Genomic DNA, 20,768 nt, shown 5'->3' with positions numbered 1-20,768 from the left:
AAGCGTATTGACGAACATGCCGACGAGATCGTCCAGGGCACGATCGCCACGGCCGGCGACCGGTGTGCCGATGGCGATATCGCAGGTGCCCGACAGCCGCGCGAGCAGGACCGCGAGTGCGGCATGGAGCACCATGAAGGGCGTGGCGCGGCTGCGGGCGGCAACCCGGTCGATCGCTTCACGTAGCTCGGCGTCGATGGCGAACTCATGAGTCGCCCCGCGGTAGGACGCGACCGCGGGGCGGGGCCGATCGGTGGGCAGATCCAGCTGTGCGGGCAGATCGGCCAATTCAGCGGCCCAGAACCCGAGCTGGCGGGCGGCCACCGATTCCGGATCGGCCTCGTCGCCGAGCACCTGCCGCTGCCACAGCGCGTAGTCCGCGTACTGCACCGGCAGTGGCGGCCAGTCCGGTCGGCGTCCGGCGCGACGGGCCGCATAGGCGGTGACGAGATCACGCATCAGCGGGCCCATCGAGACACCGTCGGCGGCGATATGGTGCACCACCAGGACCAACGTGTGGTCCTCGGGTCCGCTGCGCAGCAACCGCACCCGGACCGGGATCTCCTCGGCGACATCGAATCCCTGTACCGCGCTGGCCAATACAGCGGCGGCGAGTTCGGTCTCGGGCATATCGCTCGGCGACAGGTCGAACACGGCATGCACCGGACGCACCACCTGAGCCGGACCGTCGGCGGTCTGCGGGTACACCGTGCGCAGAATCTCGTGCCTGACAACGAGATCGGTGATCGCCGCGGACAGGGCGGTGACTTCGAGTGCACCGCGTAGCCGAAGTGCGACCGGGATATTGTCCACAGCGGCGGTATCGAAGACGTACGCGGATTCGGTGTGCGTGCCGAACCGGTTGAGAAACCACATGCGCCGCTGCGCCGGAGACAGCGGAATGTGCCGCGGTCGTGCGGCTGCCGTGAGGGCCGGTCGTGCGGCTCCGGTCCGTGCCAGCCCGGCCAGTGCCGCTACCGTCGGGCGGTCGAAAAAATCGCGGACGTCGACGGTAATGCCGAGCGCGGCCCCGATTCGGGCAATGGCGCGGGTGGCAATGAGCGAGTTGCCGCCGAGCGCGAAGAAATCGTCGTCGGCGCCCACCCGATCCGTCTGCAGCAGTTCGCCGAAGATCTCGGCGACGGCCACCTCCGTCTCGGTCGATGGTTCCCGGTATGCGGCCGATCCGAATACCGGTTGCGGCAGTGCGCGCCGATCGAGCTTCCCATTGGCATTGATCGGCATTTCGTCGAGGACGACCACCAGTGACGGCACCATGTAGTCCGGTAGGTGCCGGCGCGTGGATTCCAGCACGCTGGCCGGATCGACGGTGACGCCGCGGTCGGCCACCACGTATCCGACCAGGTGATCGCCGCCCGCATGCCGATGCAGCAGCACCGCGGCCTGCGCGACGTGCTCATTGCGCAGCAGCGCCGCCTCGACCTCGCCGAGTTCGATCCGCAGCCCACGCAGCTTGACCTGGAAGTCGATGCGACCCAGATATTCCAGTTCGTCCGGGCCGCCGTCACCATCGGTGCGCCAGCGGACCAGGTCACCGGTGCGATACATGCGGTCACCAGGTGCGCCCTCGGGATTGGCCACGAAGCGGTCGGCAGTCAGGCCCGGACGGGCCACATAGCCGCGGGCCAACTGCACACCGGCGAGATACAGCTCACCGACGACGCCACTGGCCACCGGCCGCAGATTGTCGTCCAATACCAGCAATTCGGTGTCATCGGCGGGCGCGCCGATGGGCACGGTCGTGCTGTCGGCGGCGGTGACTTCGTGCGCGGTGACATCGACGGCGGCCTCGGTGGGGCCGTACAGGTTGTGCAGTGTCGCGCCACTGATATCGCGGAAGGCGGCCGCGGTAGCCGCGGGTAGCGCCTCGCCGGAGGCGAATACCCGACGTAGCGTCCGTGCCGCACTTTCGATCTCCGGTTCGGCCACGAATACCGCGAGCATCGAGGGCACGAAATGCGCGACGGTGACACCACGTTCGGCGATCGTGCGCGCCAGATATGCCGGATCACGATGACCATCCGGTGCCGCGATCACCAGCCGCGCACCGACCTGCAACGGCCAGAAGAACTCCCACACCGAGACGTCGAAGGTGAACGGCGTCTTCTGCAGCACCACATCATTGCCGCGTAGTCGATACAGCCGCTGTCGCCACCGCAGGTTGGCCATGATCGAACGATGTGATACCGCAACACCTTTCGGGCGGCCGGTCGATCCGGAGGTGAATATGACGTAGGCAGTATTGTCCGCCGACAGCCGCGGCCGGTCATCGATCGACGCTTCTTCCGCTACAGTGTCGAACTCGTCGATTCGCAGTACCGGGATATTCGGTCCGAGTTCCGGCTGATCGTGGGTCGTGGTGAGAACCAGGACCGGTGCGGCGACCTCGAGCACGTAACCGATGCGTTCGGCTGGATGCTCCGGATCGATCGGCACATACGCACCGCCCGCCTTGAGGATCGCGTACATGCCGACCAGCAGGTCGAACGAGCGCCGCACGGCAAGCCCCACCAGGCTGTCCGGGCCGACACCCAGGTCGACCAGCCGCCGGGCAAGGGCGTTCACCCGGCCGTCGAACTCCGCATACGTCAGCGTCGCGTAGCGACTCGATGAGGGGTGGTGGTCGGGCGACGGGTGGGCCGGCGTCGCACCCGCGTATTCGAGGGCAATCGCGTCCGGCGTCCGGCGCACTTGCTCCTCGAATTCGCTGACCAGGGTCTCGATCGGTGCGAATATCGACGGCAGCACATGGGCCGCCGCCGCCAACGCATCATCGAGCAGTTGCTCCAGCACAGTGCCGAGTGCACCGTCTCCGGACTCCAGCAGGGCGGGCAGTTGACTCGAGACGACGACCGATACCAGTGCGTCAGCACCGAGACCGCCACCCATCGCCTCGTCCAGCACCATGATCTCGGTGGCCAGCACACCGTAGGTGATGGTGGTCCGGTCGTACCGCAAGGCGACCCGCTCCGGGTCCAATTCGGCGACCTTATCGATCAGAATGGGTAAATCGTCGAGTCCGTACGCTCGGCGCAGTGCCGAATGATCGTAGGCGGCAATACGATTGCCGAGTTTGCTGGATGCGACCGATTCTGCCTGGGACATCAGCTGATTCCTTCCGAATCGATTTCCGAACCAGAGTTGGCGAGTACGGCCCGCGCCTCGGTGCGCAGGGTCCGCAGGACTGTGGCGAGACCACTGCCGCCGAGGGCGACCAAAAGGCCGGGTACCAGCCCGGCGAGGGCAACATTGATGAGCGCTTCCGGTTTCGCGGTCGCGCCCATGGCCTTGGCGACCGTCGCGAGTTTGGCGGCCAATTCGCCGAAGGTCACCGTATGTACGTCGTGAGTGAAAGCGACGGCACCGGAACTGATTTCGGCGGCGGCGGTGATCAGCGTGGGCAGGGACGCCTGTTCGTCACGTGGCTGTTCACCGCGAATGTCTATGGCGCGGATGATGGTGGCGGGGTCTTGCGCGATTACCTCGAATATGCAAAGTAGCCGCTCGGCGAACAGTCGGACCGTCGCGGCATCGAAAATGTCGGTCGCGTAACCGAATCGCATATCCAATCCGGCCAGGTCGCCGGCGGCATCGAACAACTCGATGCCGGTGAGCTGCAGATCGTATTTGGCCTCGACCAGCGCCAGATCGAGCACCTCGACCCCGAGCCCGGGCAGCGCCACTCGGCCGGACGGCATGTTCTGGAAGGTGAACATCACCTGGAACAGCGGCGTATAGGAACTGGACCTGGTCCGGCCCACAGCATCGACAACCCGCTCGAACGGCACGTCGGCATGTGACAGCGCCGCGATATCGCGATCCCTGGCCTGCCGAAGCAGATCCGCGAAGCGGGCGCGCGCATCGATCTCGGTGCGCAGCACAACGGTATTGACGAACATGCCGATCAGATCGTCGAGCGCGCGTTCGCCGCGTCCCGCGACCGGTGCGCCGATGGCGATATCGGGTGTGCCCGACAGCTTGGCGAGCAGGACCGCGAACGCACTGTGGATCAGGGTGAACAACGTAGTGCCGTGCGCGCGGGCGACCGCTTCCATCCGCCCGGCAAGTACTGCGTCGACCTCGAAACCAACGGTGGCACCACGCATATCCCGGCGCGCCGGACGCGGTCTATCGGTCGGCAATGGAAGTACCTCGGGCAGGCCCGCCAATTCCGTCGTCCAATAGCCGAGTTGCCGTGACAGCAGACTGCTCGGATCGTGGTCGGAGCCGAGCACCGCGCGTTGCCACACGCTGTAATCGGCGTACTGGATCGACAACGGCTCCCAGTCGGGCGCATTGCCCGCGGTCCGGCTGACGTAGGCACGCATGAGATCCCGCGTCATCGGTGCGACCGAATAGCCGTCGGCGCTGATGTGGTGCAGCACCACGACAAGCACGTGCTCATCGTGGTCGGTGCGGAACAATACGGCGCGGACCGGTGGTGCTGCGGTGATATCGAAACCGGCGGCGACGAATTCAGCGATGCGTGCGTCGATTTCATCCTGTGCCAACAGGATCGGTTGCAGGTCGACATCGGCAACGTCCAGCACTTGCTGCACCGGCTCGGGTTCGGCATCCGGGTACCGGGTACGCAGGGTTTCGTGGCGTTCGATCACGTCCTGGATGGCCGCGCGCAGGACAGCGATATCCAGTGCACCGGTCAGACGCAGCGCTGCGGGGATGTTGTAGGCCGAGGAATCGGGAGCCAGCCGATTGACCACCCACATCCGCTGCTGTGCCAGCGATAGCGGGGCGGGTGTGGTACCGCGACGTCGGGTAAGCGCGGGCCTGGCGTCGCCGAGTTCGGCCAGTCGCGCGGCGAGCAACCCGACAGTCGGCGCGTCGAAGACCGCGGCCACCGGGGCCCGCACTCCGAGTGCGGAACCCAGCTGCGCCGCAAGCCGGGTCGCCAGCAGCGAATTGCCCCCGAGCGCGAAGAAATCGGTATCCAGCCCGACCGATTTCTCGGCCGCCCCGATTACCTCGACAAAGGTGGCCGCGACCAATCGCTCCAACTCACTGGTCGGCGCGCGGAAAGCAGCCGTGGCGAATACCGGCTCGGGCAATGCGGCCCGATCGACCTTGCCATTGGCATTGAGCGGCAACGACTCCAGCACCACAATCGCGGCGGGCAGCATGTAGGTGGGCAGCTCGGTAGCCACCGCAGTACGCAACGCACCGGCCAAATCCGCCGTCGAGTCCGGCACCGCGACATAGGCGACGAGCCGAGCTCCGGCGTGATCGTCATCGCGCGCCACCGCGACCGCGGCCCGCACCTCGGGCAGCCGCAGCAGCGCGGCCTCCACCTCGCCGAGCTCGATCCGGAAGCCGCCGATCTTGACCTGGAAGTCCGCCCGCTCCAGGTATTCCAGCACGCCCTCCGAACGCCAGCGGACGATGTCGCCGGTCCGGTACATCGTGGCACCCATGGCGAAGGGATTCGCGACGAAACGGTCGGCGGTCAGCGCGGGCCTGCGTTGATAGCCGCGCGCCAATTGCGCACCGGCCAGATACAACTCGCCGGGCACACCCACCGGCACCGGCTGCAACCGTGCATCGAGCACGTAGACCCGACTGTTCCAGACGGGTGCGCCGATCGGGACGAGATGGATCGGGTCCGCGTCGACTTCGAAGGCCGTGATCGATACGGCCGCCTCGGTCGGGCCGTACAGGTTGAACAGTCGCACGCCGGCCCGACGGCGGAATTCGATCGCGGTGGCCAAAGGCAGCGCCTCACCGATGGCGAGCACCTGCCGCAGTGAATTCGGCAGCGGCGCATCCGATACCGCGAGCAGCATGCCGACCAGTGACGGTACGGCGTGCAGCACCGTCACCCCATATCGTTCGATCAGGTCCAGCAGTCGGTCGGGGTCGCGCTCAGTGCCGGGCTCGGTCACCACCAGGCGACCGCCGGTCGTCAGGACCGACCAGAACTCCCACACCGACAGGTCGAAGGTCGCCGGAGTCTCGAGCAGCGCGCACTCGCTCGGCCCGAGCGCGAATCGGTCACGCAGCCAGGCCAATTGGTTGACGATCGCCGCATGCGAAACGGTGACGCCCTTGGGTAGTCCGGTCGACCCGGATGTGAAGATCACATATGCCGGATGCTCGGGCCGCAACGGTCGGGCACGTTCGTCGTCCGCGATCGGAGTTGCGGCGTAGTTCGTCAGGTCGAGGTGATCCACTTCCATCGCGGAAAGCGGTGTTTCGATTGGCAAGCCATCGCGTGAGGTAGTGAGCACACACACGGGCGCGGCAGTCTCGAAGACATACGCGATCCGGTCAGCCGGATGGTCCGGGGCGATGGGCACATAGGCGCCCCCGGCACGTACCACCGCGTACATGGCGACGACCAACTCGACCGAGCGCCGCATGGCGAGCACGACGGTCGCCTCCGGCCCGACCCCGTCCGCGATCAACTTGCGCGCCAACCTGTTGACCGCAGCGTCGAATTCGGCATAGGTGAGCACTGATTCGGTGGCCGCATCGATCAACGCAACGCCCTCAGGGGACAGCGCCACCTGGGCGTCGATGAGATCCGCCAACGTCGCCGAAGCAACCGAATGCGCGGTCCGATTCCACTCTTCGAGCAACCGCGCACGCTCCGCGCCCAGCAGATCCAACGCACCGACAGCCGTATCCGACTGAGCGACAACAATTTCCAGCAGCCGCAAAAGCTGCTCACTGAACCGCTGGGCACTGGTGCGCTCGAACAGGTCCGTTGCGTAGCCGAGCGCGATATCGATACCCTCAGGCGCGCCATCCGCACCATAGTGATCGACAGCGAACAAGTGCAGATCGAATTGCGCTACCCCACTGTCGAATTCGAGCTCACTCACTTCGAGCCCCGGCAGCTTCAGTTCACCGCGCTCGTGATTCTGGAACGAAAGTCCGACCTGGAACAGCGGATGCCGCGCTGTCGATCGTTCCGGGTTCAGCACCTCGACCAGGCGCTCGAACGGCACATCCGCATGCGAGAATGCGGCAATATCGGCCGCCCTGGCCCGCCCGAGCAGCGCATCGAAACTGTCTGCGCCATCGACCCGAGTCCGCAACACCAGCGTGTTCACGAACATGCCGATCACATGGTCGAGTTCCGCATCGCCGCGACCCGCGATCGGCGTCCCGACCGCGATATCCGAACTGCCGGACAGCCGAGCGAGCAGCGCGGCGAATGCGGCATGGACAACCATGAACAGCGTTGCGCCACTGCGTCGTCCGAGCGCGACGAGCGCGCTGTGCAATCGCGCGTCGATTGCGAACTCCACCTTCGCGCCACGCAAACTCTGCCGGGCGGGCCGCGGGTAATCGGTCGGCAGGGACAGCTGATCAGGCAGTCCATCAAGCGTCCGGGTCCAGTACGCGATCTGCTGTGCCGACAGCGATTCGGGATCGTCCTCGCTGCCGAGCAGTTCACGCTGCCACAGTGCGTAATCCGCGTACTGCATGGCGGGCGGCGTCCAACCGGGTGCGCTGTCATCCAAGCGTGCGCGGTAAGCCAACATCAGATCACGGACAAACGGCGCGAGCGAGGATCCGTCGGCGGCAATGTGATGCAGCACCGCCGCCAATACGAACTCCGCGCGCCCCCCGATCCGGAACAGCCGCATCCGGACCGGGATATCGACGGTCACGTCGAAGGTAGTGGCGGCCAGCTCCCGAACGCGTTCCGACAGGGTGTCTTCGGCAATATCGATCGGATACAGCGACGGAATCGCCTGCGCGACGGGCACGATCAGCTGAGTCGCCGCACCGTCGATCTCCGGGAATCGAGTCCGCAGCGACTCGTGGCGACCGATCAGATCCGCGACCGCGGCTTGTAGCGCCGCGATATCCAATGCGCCGGTGAGCCGCAGCGCCACCGGAATGTTGTAGGCAATCGAGTGCTGATCGAACCGGTTGAGCAACCACATCCGCTGCTGTGCCGGGGAAAGCGGAATCCGGCCCGGACGTGCCCCCGCCACCAGTGCGGGCCTGGGCGCAGCCGGATCGCTCGTGCCGACCGCTGCGGCGAGGTCGGCGACCCGCGGCGATTCGAACAGCGCACGCACCCCAACGGTGCGCCCGAGCGCCGCGCCGATGCGGGCCGCGGCCTTCGCGGCCAGCAGGGAAGAACCGCCGAGGGCGAAGAAGTCGTCATCCGCACCGACCAGACCGCCCTCGGCCATCCCGAGCACATCCGCGAAGACGCCCGCGACAATCTCCTCGACGACCGTCCCCGGCTTGCGGTAGGTCGACGCCTCGAACTCCGGTGCGGGCAGCGCGGCCCGATCCAGCTTCCCGTTGACGGTCAAGGGAATTCGTTGCACCCCCACGATCGCGGCTGGCACCATATGCTCGGGTAACCGCCGCGCGAGTTGTTGTCGCAGGTCAGCGGCATCGATCCCAGCGAAGCCGACCACATAGGCGACAATGCGCGGCTCATCCACCAGATCGCTGCGCACGACCACCGCCACCTCGCGCACCGTTGCGCTCGCGTCCAGTAGCGCTGCCTCGATCTCTCCCAACTCGATGCGGAACCCGCGCAGGTTCACCTGCTGGTCGGCCCGGCCCAGATACTCCAACTCACCGTCGACGGTCCACCGTGCGAGGTCACCGGTCCGATACGCCAGGGCACCGTCCCCGGCGTACGGATCGGCAACGAACCGGCTCGCGGTGAGCGCGGGCCGTCCGAGATAGCCGCGGGCCAACTGACCACCCGAAACGTAGATCTCGCCGGGCACGCCGACCGGCACCGGCCGCAGCCGCGCATCGAGCACCCGCACGACCAATCCGGGTATGGCCCCACCGATCACACTCGCCGAACCGGTACCGACCTCGATCGGCCGGTAGGACACATGCACGGTGGTCTCGGTGATGCCGTACATATTCACCAGTCGCGGCGAGCGCGGATACCTGGCGAACCAGGCGCCGAGCCGCTGCGGTTCCAGCGCCTCGCCGCCGAAAATCACATAGCGCAAGCTGAGTTCGGCGGGCGGCGGGGCAATCAGTTGATAGAAGGCCGACGGTGTCTGGTTCAACACCGTCACCCGTTCCTCGGCAAGCAGTTCCAGGAACTGCTCCGGTGAGCGCGAGGTGTAGTAGTCGACCACCACGAGCGTGCCACCATGCAGCAGTGCACCCCATAGCTCCCAGACCGAGAAGTCGAAGGCGTAGGAGTGGAACAGCGTCCAGACATCCGAGGGTCCGAACTCGAAGTGGCACTGGGTGTTATCCAGCAGGCGCAACACATTGCGGTGCGGGACGACCACGCCCTTCGGTTGCCCGGTGGATCCGGAGGTATAGATGACGTAAGCCGTATGCGCCGGATTCAGCGGCCTACGTCGCTCCGCCTGGCTGATAGCGGTCGAACGCTGATTCCCGGCCGCGATATCGATTACCGGCCCGCCGAACCAGCCGGGTGCCAATCCGGTTCCGGCGCTGGTTATCGCACAGATCGGGCGGGCATCATCGAGTACGTATTCGATCCGATCGGCCGGATAATTCGGATCGATCGGCAGATATCCGCCACCCGCCTTGATCACCGCGACCAATGCGACGACGAGTTCCACCGACCGCGGCAGCGCCACCGCCACCAGCGCGTCGGGTCCGACCCCGGCCGCGATGAGCCGCCGCGCCAGCCGATTCGACCAGGCGTCGAGTTCGGCATAGGTCAACGATCGGGCGTCTGCGCGGACCGCGACGGCCGTCGGATCGATCGCGACGGCCAGCGCGAACCTCTCGGCGAGCGTGACCGTCGCGGTGACATAAGCCCTTGTCGGAGTGGACCATTCGTGCAGCGCGCGGTGCTGTTCCTCAGCGCTGAGCAGTTGAATATCCCCGACCACCACCGTGGCATCCGCGGCGATGGCGGCCAGCACCTGCGTGAACCGACGACCCAAAATCGCGATTGTGCCCGCATCGAAAAGGTCGGTCGCATAGGTGATCTCGATGTCCATGCCATCGGCACGGCCACCGGCGTCATCGGATTCGACCACCGTGAACTGCAGATCGAATTTGGCTGCCGCCGCATCGAATTCGACCGGGCGCACCACGAGATCGGGTAGTTCGAGCGACGCAAGCTTGAAGTTCTGAAAGGTCAACGCCACCTGGAACAGCGGATTCCGATTCTGCGCCCGCGCCGGCGCAATGACCTCGACCAGCCGCTCGAACGGCACATCCGCATGCGACAGCGCCTCGATATCCTGTGCGCGAACGGTATCCAGCACCGTCTCGAAGCGCGCCCTGGTGTCGATGTGAGTGCGCAGTACCAGGGTGTTGACGAACATCCCGACCAGCCCATCGAGCGCTGCGTCACCGCGACCGGCGACCGGCGTGCCGATTGCGATGTCCGCACTGACCGACAATCGGGACAACAACACCGCGAGCGCCGCATGCACTGTGCTGAACAGCGTCGTTTCCCGCTTGCGGGCCAGTTCGCGCAGTTCACTGTGCAGATCGGAGTCGATGCGGAGCCGGTGGGTGTCGCCGCGATATGACGAGACTGCAGGTCGCGGCCGATCGGTGGGCAGCTCCAACTGTTCGGGCAGACCCGCCAGCGCACACCGCCAGAAGGCGAGCTGCCGGTGCGCCTGCGACTCCGGATCGGCTTCATCGCCCAGCGTCTCGGCCTGCCAGAGTGTGTAGTCGGCGTATTGCACGGGCAATGCCGGCCATGCGGGCGCGGTGCCGGCACGGCGCGCGGCGTAGGCGGTCATGAGATCGCTGGCGAGCGGTCCGAGCGAGAAGCCGTCCGCCGAAATATGGTGCAGCACAAGCGCAAGCACGTGTTCGTTGCCAGCCGTGAACAGTCGGGCCCGCAGTGGCACCGTCGTGGTCAGATCGAAGGTGGTCGCCGCGAATGCGGAAAGGTTCGGTTCGAGTTCCGCCTCGGTGACAAGCTCGGGCCGCAAAGCCGCAATAGCCTGCGCCGCGGGGATGATCACTTGCACCGCGCCATCGAGGCTTTCCGGGTAGATCGTCCGTAGCGTCTCGTGCCGAGCGACCACATCCGCCAGCGCGGCGGACAATGCCGCCACATCGAGATCGCCGGTGAGCCGCAGCGCCACCGGAATGTTGTCCACGGCATCGCCCGAATCGTCGGCAAGGAATCGGTTGAGGAACCACATACGCTGCTGAGCCGGTGAAAGCGGAATCCGCGCTGGGCGCGAGCGCGGGCTCAACGCGACATATCCGCGCCCCTCATGCGCCTCGGTCGCGGTCGCCAATGCCACAACCGTGGCTGCCTCGAACAGCATTCGCACCGGCAGCCGCATATCCAGCGCCGCGCCCAAACGGGCCACGACCTGCGTGGCATTCAGTGAGTTTCCACCGAGGGCGAAGAAGTCGTCGTCCAGCCCGACCAGTTCGACATTCAGCACTTCAGCGAAGGTCCGCGCAACGATTTCCTGGGTCGCCGTGACAGGGGCGCGGAAAACAGCAGCCTCGAATACGGGCGCCGGCAAGGCCTTCCGATCCAACTTTCCGGAGGCATTCAGCGGAAAGTCATCGAGTACGACAAACGCCGCCGGCACCATATACGCGGGCAGTTGCATGCTCAGAGCAGATTTCAGGGCATCGGAATCGACCTGCGTTTCCGCGACGACGTATGCGACCAGTTGCTGCTCATCCCGCAGCACAACCACCGCCTGCGCAATCGAATCCATCGCGGTCAGCGCGCTTTCGATATCACCGAGCTCGATCCGCAGACCACGCAGCTTGACCTGGAAATCCGTGCGACCCGAATACTCGAGCACCCCATCCGCACGCCAGGTCACGAGATCCCCGGTGCGATACATCCGCGCACCATCGCCGAACGGATTCGCAACGAACCGATCACTCGTCAGATCCGGTCGTCCGATATATCCGCGCGCCAATTGCGCACCGGCCAGATACAACTCGCCCGCAACCCCCACCGGCACCGGACGCAACCGCGCATCGAGCACATAGACCTGGGTGTTGAATACCGGCCCACCAATCGGCACGGTATCCACATCCGCATCGGTGACCTCGTGGCCGGTGACATCCACCGCTGCCTCGGTCGGACCGTACAGATTGTGTACTGCCGCACCGGTCAGCTCACGCAATCTATGAGCAGGCTTGGGGGCCAATGCCTCCCCTGACACGAATACCATCCGCAGCGAATCACACTCAGCCACAGCCGGTTCCGCGACGAACACCACCAACATCGACGGCACGAAATGCGCGACGCTGACCCGCTCGCGACGAATAACCCGCGCCAGATACGCCGGATCACGATGCCCATCCGGCCGCGCCACCACCAACCGCGCCCCGACCTGCAATGGCCAGAAGAACTCCCAAACCGACACATCGAAGGTGGCGGGCGTCTTCTGCAGCACCACATCAGCACCGGTCAGCGCGTAGGTTTCGCGCATCCACACCAGACGATTGACGATCGCCGCATGCGAAACCGCGACCCCCTTCGGCCGCCCCGTCGATCCGGAGGTGAAGATCACGTACGCGGTGTTGCCCGGCACCAAGGGGCCGAGCCGATCGTCGTCGGTTAGGGGCGCATCCGAGTAATCGGAGGTGTCGAACAGATCCACGTCGAGCACCGCCCACGCACGGTCGGTGCCTAGATCCAGCCCATCCTCCGAGCGGGTCAGCACACACCCCGGGCGCGCCATCCGCAGCGAATGGCCGACACGCTCGGCCGGATGCTCCGGATCCACCGGAACATACGCACCGCCCGCCGTGAGCACCGCGTAAATCGCCACGACCAGATCCACCGACCGCCGCATACCGATGGCCACCGTGGTCTCCGGACCAACCCCGATGGACACCAGCAGCCGCGCGAGCCGATTCACCCGACCCGCGAATTCCGCATACGTCAGCGTCGCGGAGCGACTCGATGGGGGGTGGTGGTCGGGCGACGGGTGGGCCAGCGACTCGCCCTCGAAGGTGACCGCAGGGGCATCCGGAGTCCGCGCGACCTGCGCCTCGAACAGCGATACCAACGTTGCATCGACATCCACCGGATGTGTTGTCGCATTCCAGGCGTCGAGGATCAGCGCGCGCTCATCGTCGGCGAGCAGATCGATATCACCGATCCGCACGTGTGGATCGGCGACCGCATCGAGCACGCGCTGCAGTCGAGTCGCGAACGAAGCGACCGTCCGCGCATCGAACAGGTCGGTGGCGTACTCGAAAGTTGCTGCCATATCGGCTGCGTCCGCCGACAGCGTCAGTTGCAGATCGAATTTCGCTGTTCGCGTATCGATATCGAGCATCGAGGCGGCTAGACCGGCCAACTCCAGGCTGGTCTGCGCGGTGTTCTGGAAGTCGAGCATGACCTGGAACAGCGGATGCCGTGCCGCGGAACGCTCCGGATGCAAAACCTCCACGAGCCGCTCGAACGGCACATCGGCATGTGCGAGGGCGCGCAGATCACCGTCGCGAACCGCCGCGATCAGCTCGGCGAAAGTCAGTTCGGGCCGCACATCGGTCCGCAGCACAAGGGTGTTGACGAACATGCCGACGAGCCCGTCCAGCGCGGCCGCACCGCGCCCGGCGACCGGAGTCCCGATCGCAATATCCTGCTGCCCAGCGAGTTTCGCCAACAGCGTGGCGAATGCCGCATGCAGCACCATGAACAGGGAGGCGTTCGCGCCCTCGGCCACATCACGCAGCCGATGATGGGTCGCGGCATCGATAGTGAAGGCATAGCGCGCACCACGCCCCGACGCGACCGCCGGACGGGGCCGATCCCCCGGCAGTGTCAACACATCCGGCAGATCGGCCAATTCGTTCGACCAATACCGGATCTGTTCGGCGATCAGAGATTCCGGATCCTCCTGCGCACCGAGCGTTTCCCGCTGCCACAGTGTGTAATCGGCGTACTGCACCGGCAGCGGCACCCAGTTCGGCTCCGAACCCACGCGACGTGCGGCATACGCGACCATCAGATCCCGAGTTAGCGGCGCGATGGACCAACCGTCCGCACTGATGTGATGGATGGATACAACCAGCACATGCTCGGTCCCAGTGCGCAGCAGCGTGAGCCGAACCGGCGCCTCACGGTCGATCGCGAAAGGCATCGCCGCCAACGCTCGAATCCGATCAGCCAATTCCGTGGCATCAACCGGTTCCGGCGCCAGCGAAACCGCATCCACCGGCAGCACTTCCTGACGCGGAACACCGTCAACCGCTGGATACCTCGTGCGCAGCGCCTCATGCCTGGCGATGACATCGGCAACCGCATCGGTCAACGCACCGAGATCGAGCGCGCCGATCAGTCGCACCGCAGCAGTCAGATTATTCGCAACCGAGGCGGCATCGAACTGATTGAGGAACCACATCCGCTGCTGCGCATAGGAAAGCGGCACCACATCGGGGCGGGTCTGGGCGACCAACGCCCGTCGCGCAGACCCTGAACCGGGCAGATGCGCGGCCAAGGCGACCACCGTCGAATGCTCGAACAACAGCCGCACCGGAATATCGGCATCGACCACCGTCCCGATCCGCGCCGCAATCTGCGTGGCCACCAGGGAGTTTCCGCCGAGCGCGAAGAAGTCATCGTCCAGCCCGACCCGATCGAGACCGAGCACCGCCGCGAATACCTCGGCAACCGCATGCTCGGTAGGGGTGACAGGCGCACGAAATTTTCCGGCGGTCGGCACCGGATCCGGCAATGCCTTGCGATCCAACTTGCCCGAGCTGGTCAGCGGCATTTCCGCCAGTCCGACATAGGCCGTCGGCACCATGTAGGAGGGCAGCACAGCGCGCAGCCGCTCCCGGAGCACCTCGGCCAGTTCTGTCTCCGGAATTGCAGCGACCACATAGGCGACCAGCAGCTCACCCGCGGCATGCGAAAATACCCGCACAGCCGCGGAACGCACATCGTCGTTAGCGACGAGCACCGCCTCGATCTCACCGAGCTCGATCCGCTGCCCCCGCAGCTTGACTTGAAAGTCACCGCGCCCCAGGTATTCCAGATCCCCGGCCCGATTGCGTCGCACCAGATCACCGGTCCGATACATCCGGGCACCGGCCGGGCCATACGGATCGGCCACGAACCGCTCGGCGGTCAATTCCGTCCGCCCGTGGTACCCGCGCGCCACCTGAACGCCGGAGAGATATAGCTCGCCGACGACCAGGTCCGGCACCGGCCGCAACCGGGCGTCGAGCACCAGCAACTGACTCGAACGAACCGGCCGACCGATCGGCACCGGCCCTGACATGCCGGCATCGACGGCCGCATAAGTGGCGTGCACCGTGAATTCAGTTGGGCCGTATAAGTTGTGCAGTTCGGCTCGGCACACCGCGGCAAAGCTCGCCGCGGCTTCACCGGTCATCGCCTCACCCGCTACGAAAACCGCACGCAACGAGGCGATCTCGGCAATACCGGTGGCATCGGCGAATACCGACAGCATCGATGGCACGAACGAGGTCATCGTCACGCGGTGCGCCGCGATGGTCGCCGCAAGATAAGCACTGTCCCGATGCCCGTCATGCGCGGCGACGACCACGCGCCCACCGCGCGCCAATGGCGCGAACAGCTCCCACACCGACACATCGAAGGTCGACGGAGTCTTGAACAGAACCACATCGTCCGCGCCGATGCCGTATTCGTCGGCAATCCAGTCGATCTGATTGACCACCGAGGCATGCTGCACCGCAACACCTTTCGGCGCGCCGGTGGATCCGGAGGTGAAGATGACGTACGCCGTATTCGTCGCGCGCAAAGGACTCAGCCGGTCCGAATCCAGCACGGGCGCATCCGAATAGCCGGAGCAATCCAGTGCATCCGCCACCCGGACCGAAGGCCCGGTCGACCACCCGTCACCCGCCCGAGTCAGCACACAGACCGGCTGAGCCGAGGAAACGACCTGTGCCCGCCGCGCCGCTGGTTGATCCGGATCCACCGGCACATACCCGCCACCCGCGGTCAATACCGCATAGGCCGCGACAACGAAGTCCGCCGACCGCCGCATACCGAGCACGACCAGCGTCTCGGGCCCGACCCCGGCGGCGATCAGCCGCCGAGCAAGCCGATTCACCCGCCGCGAGAACTCCGCATACGTCAGCGCGCTATCCCCGTCGACCACCGCGACGGCCTCGGGCGTCCGCCGTACCTGCGTCTCGAATGAGGCCAGCAGTGTCGCAACACGACTCGACGACTCCGCGACTCCGCACTCGATCGCACGCTGCCGTCCCGCCATATCCAGCAGCGGCAGATCCCCCACCGCTAGCTCGGCATCGACAACAATCGCCCGTAGCAACCGAACCAACCACTGCGCGTAGTCCGCGATAGTGGATTTGTCGAATAGATCTGTGGCGTAGGTGAACTCCGCCCGAACCCCCGCCGATGCCGGACCTTCCCCGAGTCCGGCACCGGCGAAGCCTTCGGTGACCGTGAGCTGGAGATCGAATTTGGTCACTCCGGTGTCCAGCCTACTGGTGCAGGCCGACAAATCGGGGAGTTCGAACGCGATGTCCGCGGCATTGTCGAAAGCGAGCAATACCTGGAACATCGGATGCCGCGCCTGCGAGCGCGGTGGGTTAATGGCATCGACCAGCTGCTCGAATGGCAATTCGGCATGACCGAAGGCGGCGAGATCGGTCTCGCGCACCCTCGCGAGCAGCGCCGAGAAGGGCGCGGCGGTATCGACTACGGTTCGCAACACCAGGGTGTTGACGAACATGCCGATGAGATCGTCCAGCGCCCGTTCACCACGTCCGGCCACCGGCGTGCCGATCACGATGTCGTCGCTGCCCGACAGCCGCGAAAGCAGCACGGCGAGCGTGGCATGCAACACCATGAAGTTCGAAACACCCTGGGCACGAGCGAGTTGCACGACTCCGGCGTGCACCTCGCTCGGAATTTCGAATCCGAAGACCGCACCGCGTCCGGATGCGACGGCGGGCCGGGACCGATCGGCGGGCAGCTCGATCAGATCGGGCGCACCGGCGAGCGTGGCGGTCCAGAACTCCAGTTGCCGGGCCAGCGCAGCGTTCGGATCGGACGCGGAGCCGAGCAATTCATGCTGCCAGAGACTGTAATCCACGTACTGCACTGACAGCGGTAACCATTCCGGCACAACACCCGAATGCCGGAATCCGTACGCGGACATCACATCTCGTGCCAATACCCGCATCGAAAAGCCGTCCGCGGCAATGTGATGCAGCACCAGTGCCAGCGCACAGCTCTCGTCATCGACCAGGAAGATCCGTGCCCGAATGGGTATTTCGCGCCCCAGGTCGAATCCGAGCGCCGCGAACCGAGCCAGCTCTTCGTCCAGTTCGGCCACACCGATCGATTCCGGCTCCCCCACGACGACAACCTCGTCCGTGGACAGCACGACCTGCTGGGCCGCCACGCCGTCCGATACCGCGGGAAAGATCGTGCGCAGCACCTCATGCCGATCGACCAGATCGGCCAAGGCCAGCCGCAGCGCCGAAATATCGACCGAACCGCGCAACCGCACCACGAACGGCATGTTGTAACCGGCACTGGAAGTCTCGAACCGATTGAGGAACCAGATCCGCTGCTGCGCCGGAGATAGCGGAACCAGCGGCGGCCGGTGTCGCGCCCGCAGCTGCGCGAGCACCGGCACGCCACTGGATCCACCCGCCCGCTCGATGAGTTCGGCGAGTGCGGACACCGTGGTAGCGGTGAACAATTCGCGAACCCCGAGCCGACAGCCCAGTTCGGCGCCCAAACGCGCCGCGACCTGGGTGGCCACCAAACTATTGCCGCCGAGGGCGAAGAAATCGTCATCGCGCCCGAGGTGATCGTGTCCGAGTACCGCCCCGAATACCCGCGCGACCACAGCTTCTACCGGTGTCGTGACCGCGGTGTATTCGACCCGCTCAGGCGTGGGCAGCGCGGCACGATCCAATTTGCCGGAGGCATTCACCGGCAGCGCGTCCATCACCACGAACGCGGCAGGCACCATATACGCGGGCAACGCGCGCAACGCCGCGGTGCGCAGTTGGCCAGCAGACACGGTGCCGGGCTCGGACTCGACCACATAGCCGACCAACTGTTCGCCCACCCCGGCGTCATCGCGCACCACGACCACCGCGCGCACCACCGAATCGACGGTTCCGAGCACGGCTTCGATCTCACCGAGTTCGATCCGCAGCCCGCGCAACTTCACCTGAAAATCGGTGCGGCCCAGGTACTCCAGCTCACCGTGCGTAGTCCAGCGCACCAGATCACCGGTGCGATACATCCGGGTAGCCGACCCGAATGGATCCGCGACGAACCGATCGGCGGTGAGCCCGGGGCGGCCGATATAGCCACGGGCGAGCTGTACCCCCGACAGATACAGCTCACCCGCAGCCCCGACCGGTACCGGCCGCAGCCGCGAATCGAGCACATAGAGCCGGGTATTGAAGACCGGCGCGCCGATCGGCACCGAGAGGGTATCGGTATCGGTCACTTCATGGAAGGTGACGTCGACCGCCGCCTCCGTGGGACCGTACAGGTTGTGCAGCCGCACACCGGTCAGCACCCGCAGCCGCTGTGCCAGCGCGGCGGGCAGCGCCTCTCCGGACGCGAAGACCCTTCTCAGTGCCGTACGTCCGGTGCACTCCGACTGTGCCAGAAACACTTCCAGCATCGACGGCACGAAATGTGCTGTTGTCACATTATATTCGGTGATCACCGCCCGCAGATAGGCCGGATCGCGATGACCGTCGTGCTCGGCGAGCACCAGCCGCGCCCCGATCTGCAACGGCCAGAAGAACTCCCACACCGACACATCGAAGGTAGCGGGCGTCTTCTGCAGTACAACATCATCGGCCGACAGCCGATACTGCTGTTGCATCCACACCAGCCGGTTGACGATCGCCTCGTGGGTGACGACCACCCCCTTCGGCCGCCCGGTCGACCCCGAGGTGAAGATCACGTACGCGGGCTGACTCGGCCGCAGCGCGGCGGTACGTTCCCGATCCCAGACCGGACCATCCGCATAATCGGCGAGATCCAGCCCATCGAGACGGATCACCGGCACTCCGGCAAGGTCGGTGGCCTCAGTCGTCAGCACGCATGCCGGTCGCGCGGTCGCCAGAATGTGCGCGGTCCGCTCGGCCGGATGATCCGGATCCAGCGGCACATACGCCGCCCCCGCGGCAAGCACGCCATACATCGCGATCACCAGCTCCGGCGACCGACGGATGTTGAGCGCGATCAGCGTCTCAGGTCCGACGCCGAGGTCAATCAAATGCCGTGCCAGCCGATTACTGCGCGCCGCGAGTTCTCGATACGTCAGGTCCGGCACACCCGCGAACTGCACCGCGACCGTATCCGGCGTCCGCGCGACTTGCGCCTCGAACATCGAAACCAGTGTCGGCGCACCGGCGAGCGCCGCGGGCACATCGAAGCCGGTCGCATTCCAGATCCGGGTGCTGACCTCGAGTTCCAGTTCGGTCGCCACGGCCACCGCCGACATCGGCGTATCGACCTCGGTGGCCAGCAACCGCTCCAGATACCGCACGAACCGCGTCTGATGGCGCGCGATGTCATCGGCCGCATAGAGATTCGGATTCGCCTCGAAATCGACGTGCACGCTGTCGCGCTCGCCGTAATAGACATTGAGGCTCATATCCTCCACCGGCCCGGTGGACAGTACGTGGTACCGGCCGACCGCATCGCCCAGCGTCAACTCGCTGCCGAACAGCATGATGTTGGCCAGCGGACCGAACAGCGCACGGCGCGCTGGCCGCCCGTCGTGCTCGGCGTCGCGGCGGATGTCCTCGTGCCGATACCGCTGGTGCCGCAGCGCACCCGCCACCTCCACGCGGGTGGCCCGCAGCAGATCCCCCCAGGTGCCGTCGACCGCGAGCCGCAGCGGCACGATATTCGACAGCATTCCGGCCGACTGCCGCATGAGCGCGGTGGTGCGCGCCGTCACCGGCAGACTCAGTACCGCCTCGTCCCGATCGGTGAACCGCCCGAGATATCCGGCGAAGGCCGCGAGCAGCACCACCGCGATCGTCGAATCTTGGTTCGCAGCAAGCGAATTCATCCGATCGATCAGCGCGTCCGGCAATACCCGGCGCGCGATCAGATTGGTCGCCGAACGCGGTGCGCTCCGCCCGTCCAGGCTGGTCGCAGCGTCGAGCCCGGCGACCCGTTCAGCCCAGTGCGCACGGTCGGTTTCGAAGCGAGAGCTATCCCGGTAGGCGCGTTCACTGTCGACCAACTCGGTCAGCGCACCCGGCTGGACCGCCTGCGGGTCGTTGCCGAGCACGCTGGCGGTATACAGCTGCGCCACCCGCTGGGTATTGGTCAGCGCGCCGAATCCGTCGAGCACGATGTGATGCGCCCGCAGATACCAGAAACACCGCTGGTCAGCGACGCGCAGCACGGCACCGGCGAACAGCGGATCGGTCAGCATATCGACCGGCGCGCTCGCATCCGCGCGCATCCATTCGTGTGCCGCGGCCACCGGATCGGCATATTCGCGCAGGTCGATCACCTGGATATCGACGGAATTCGCGGGATCGACGCACTGGTACGGCATGCCGTCGGATTCACCGAGGCGCACCAGCACCGATTCGTATTCCCGCGCCGCGATGACCGTCACTTCCTGCAGGATCGCGGGATCCAGCACGCCCGGCACATCGACGTATTGGGCCACATTGATCGGCACGTCGGGATCGAGCAACTGCGCATACCAGACCCCCAGCTGCGCCGGTGCGAGCGGAAACGGCTGGTTGTCCGAAGCCTCCGGTAAGCAGTCACTCGCCGGGCGCGCGGCCTCGTCCGGTCGCGCCCCACCCAACTCCGTACCGTGCAC

Annotated in this window: 2 protein-coding genes (1 of these 2 only partly in view); both read right to left on the bottom strand. The window is 65.8% G+C overall.

Annotated elements, in window-relative coordinates:
• On the bottom strand, nucleotides 1-3,126 hold the start of the coding sequence (locus tag ACIBJI_RS01795; RefSeq protein WP_397082703.1) for a non-ribosomal peptide synthase/polyketide synthase. The gene continues 22,092 nt to the left of window position 1, outside the view; 3,126 of the gene's 25,218 nt are visible here — the first part of the coding sequence; it begins with the start codon at nucleotides 3,124-3,126; its stop codon lies off the left edge, out of view.
• Entirely contained in the window at nucleotides 3,126-20,768 is a 17,643-nt protein-coding gene (locus tag ACIBJI_RS01790) for a non-ribosomal peptide synthase/polyketide synthase (RefSeq protein ID WP_364340754.1), read from the bottom strand. The genes ACIBJI_RS01795 and ACIBJI_RS01790 overlap by 1 nt, the downstream gene beginning before the upstream one ends.

It is taken from the genome of Nocardia sp. NPDC050408 (assembly GCF_044458905.1).
In the GTDB taxonomy this organism is placed as follows: Bacteria; Actinomycetota; Actinomycetes; order Mycobacteriales; family Mycobacteriaceae; genus Nocardia.
The sequence above is the reverse complement of the archived record's forward strand: the minus strand, read 5'-3'. Positions and strand labels throughout refer to the sequence as shown.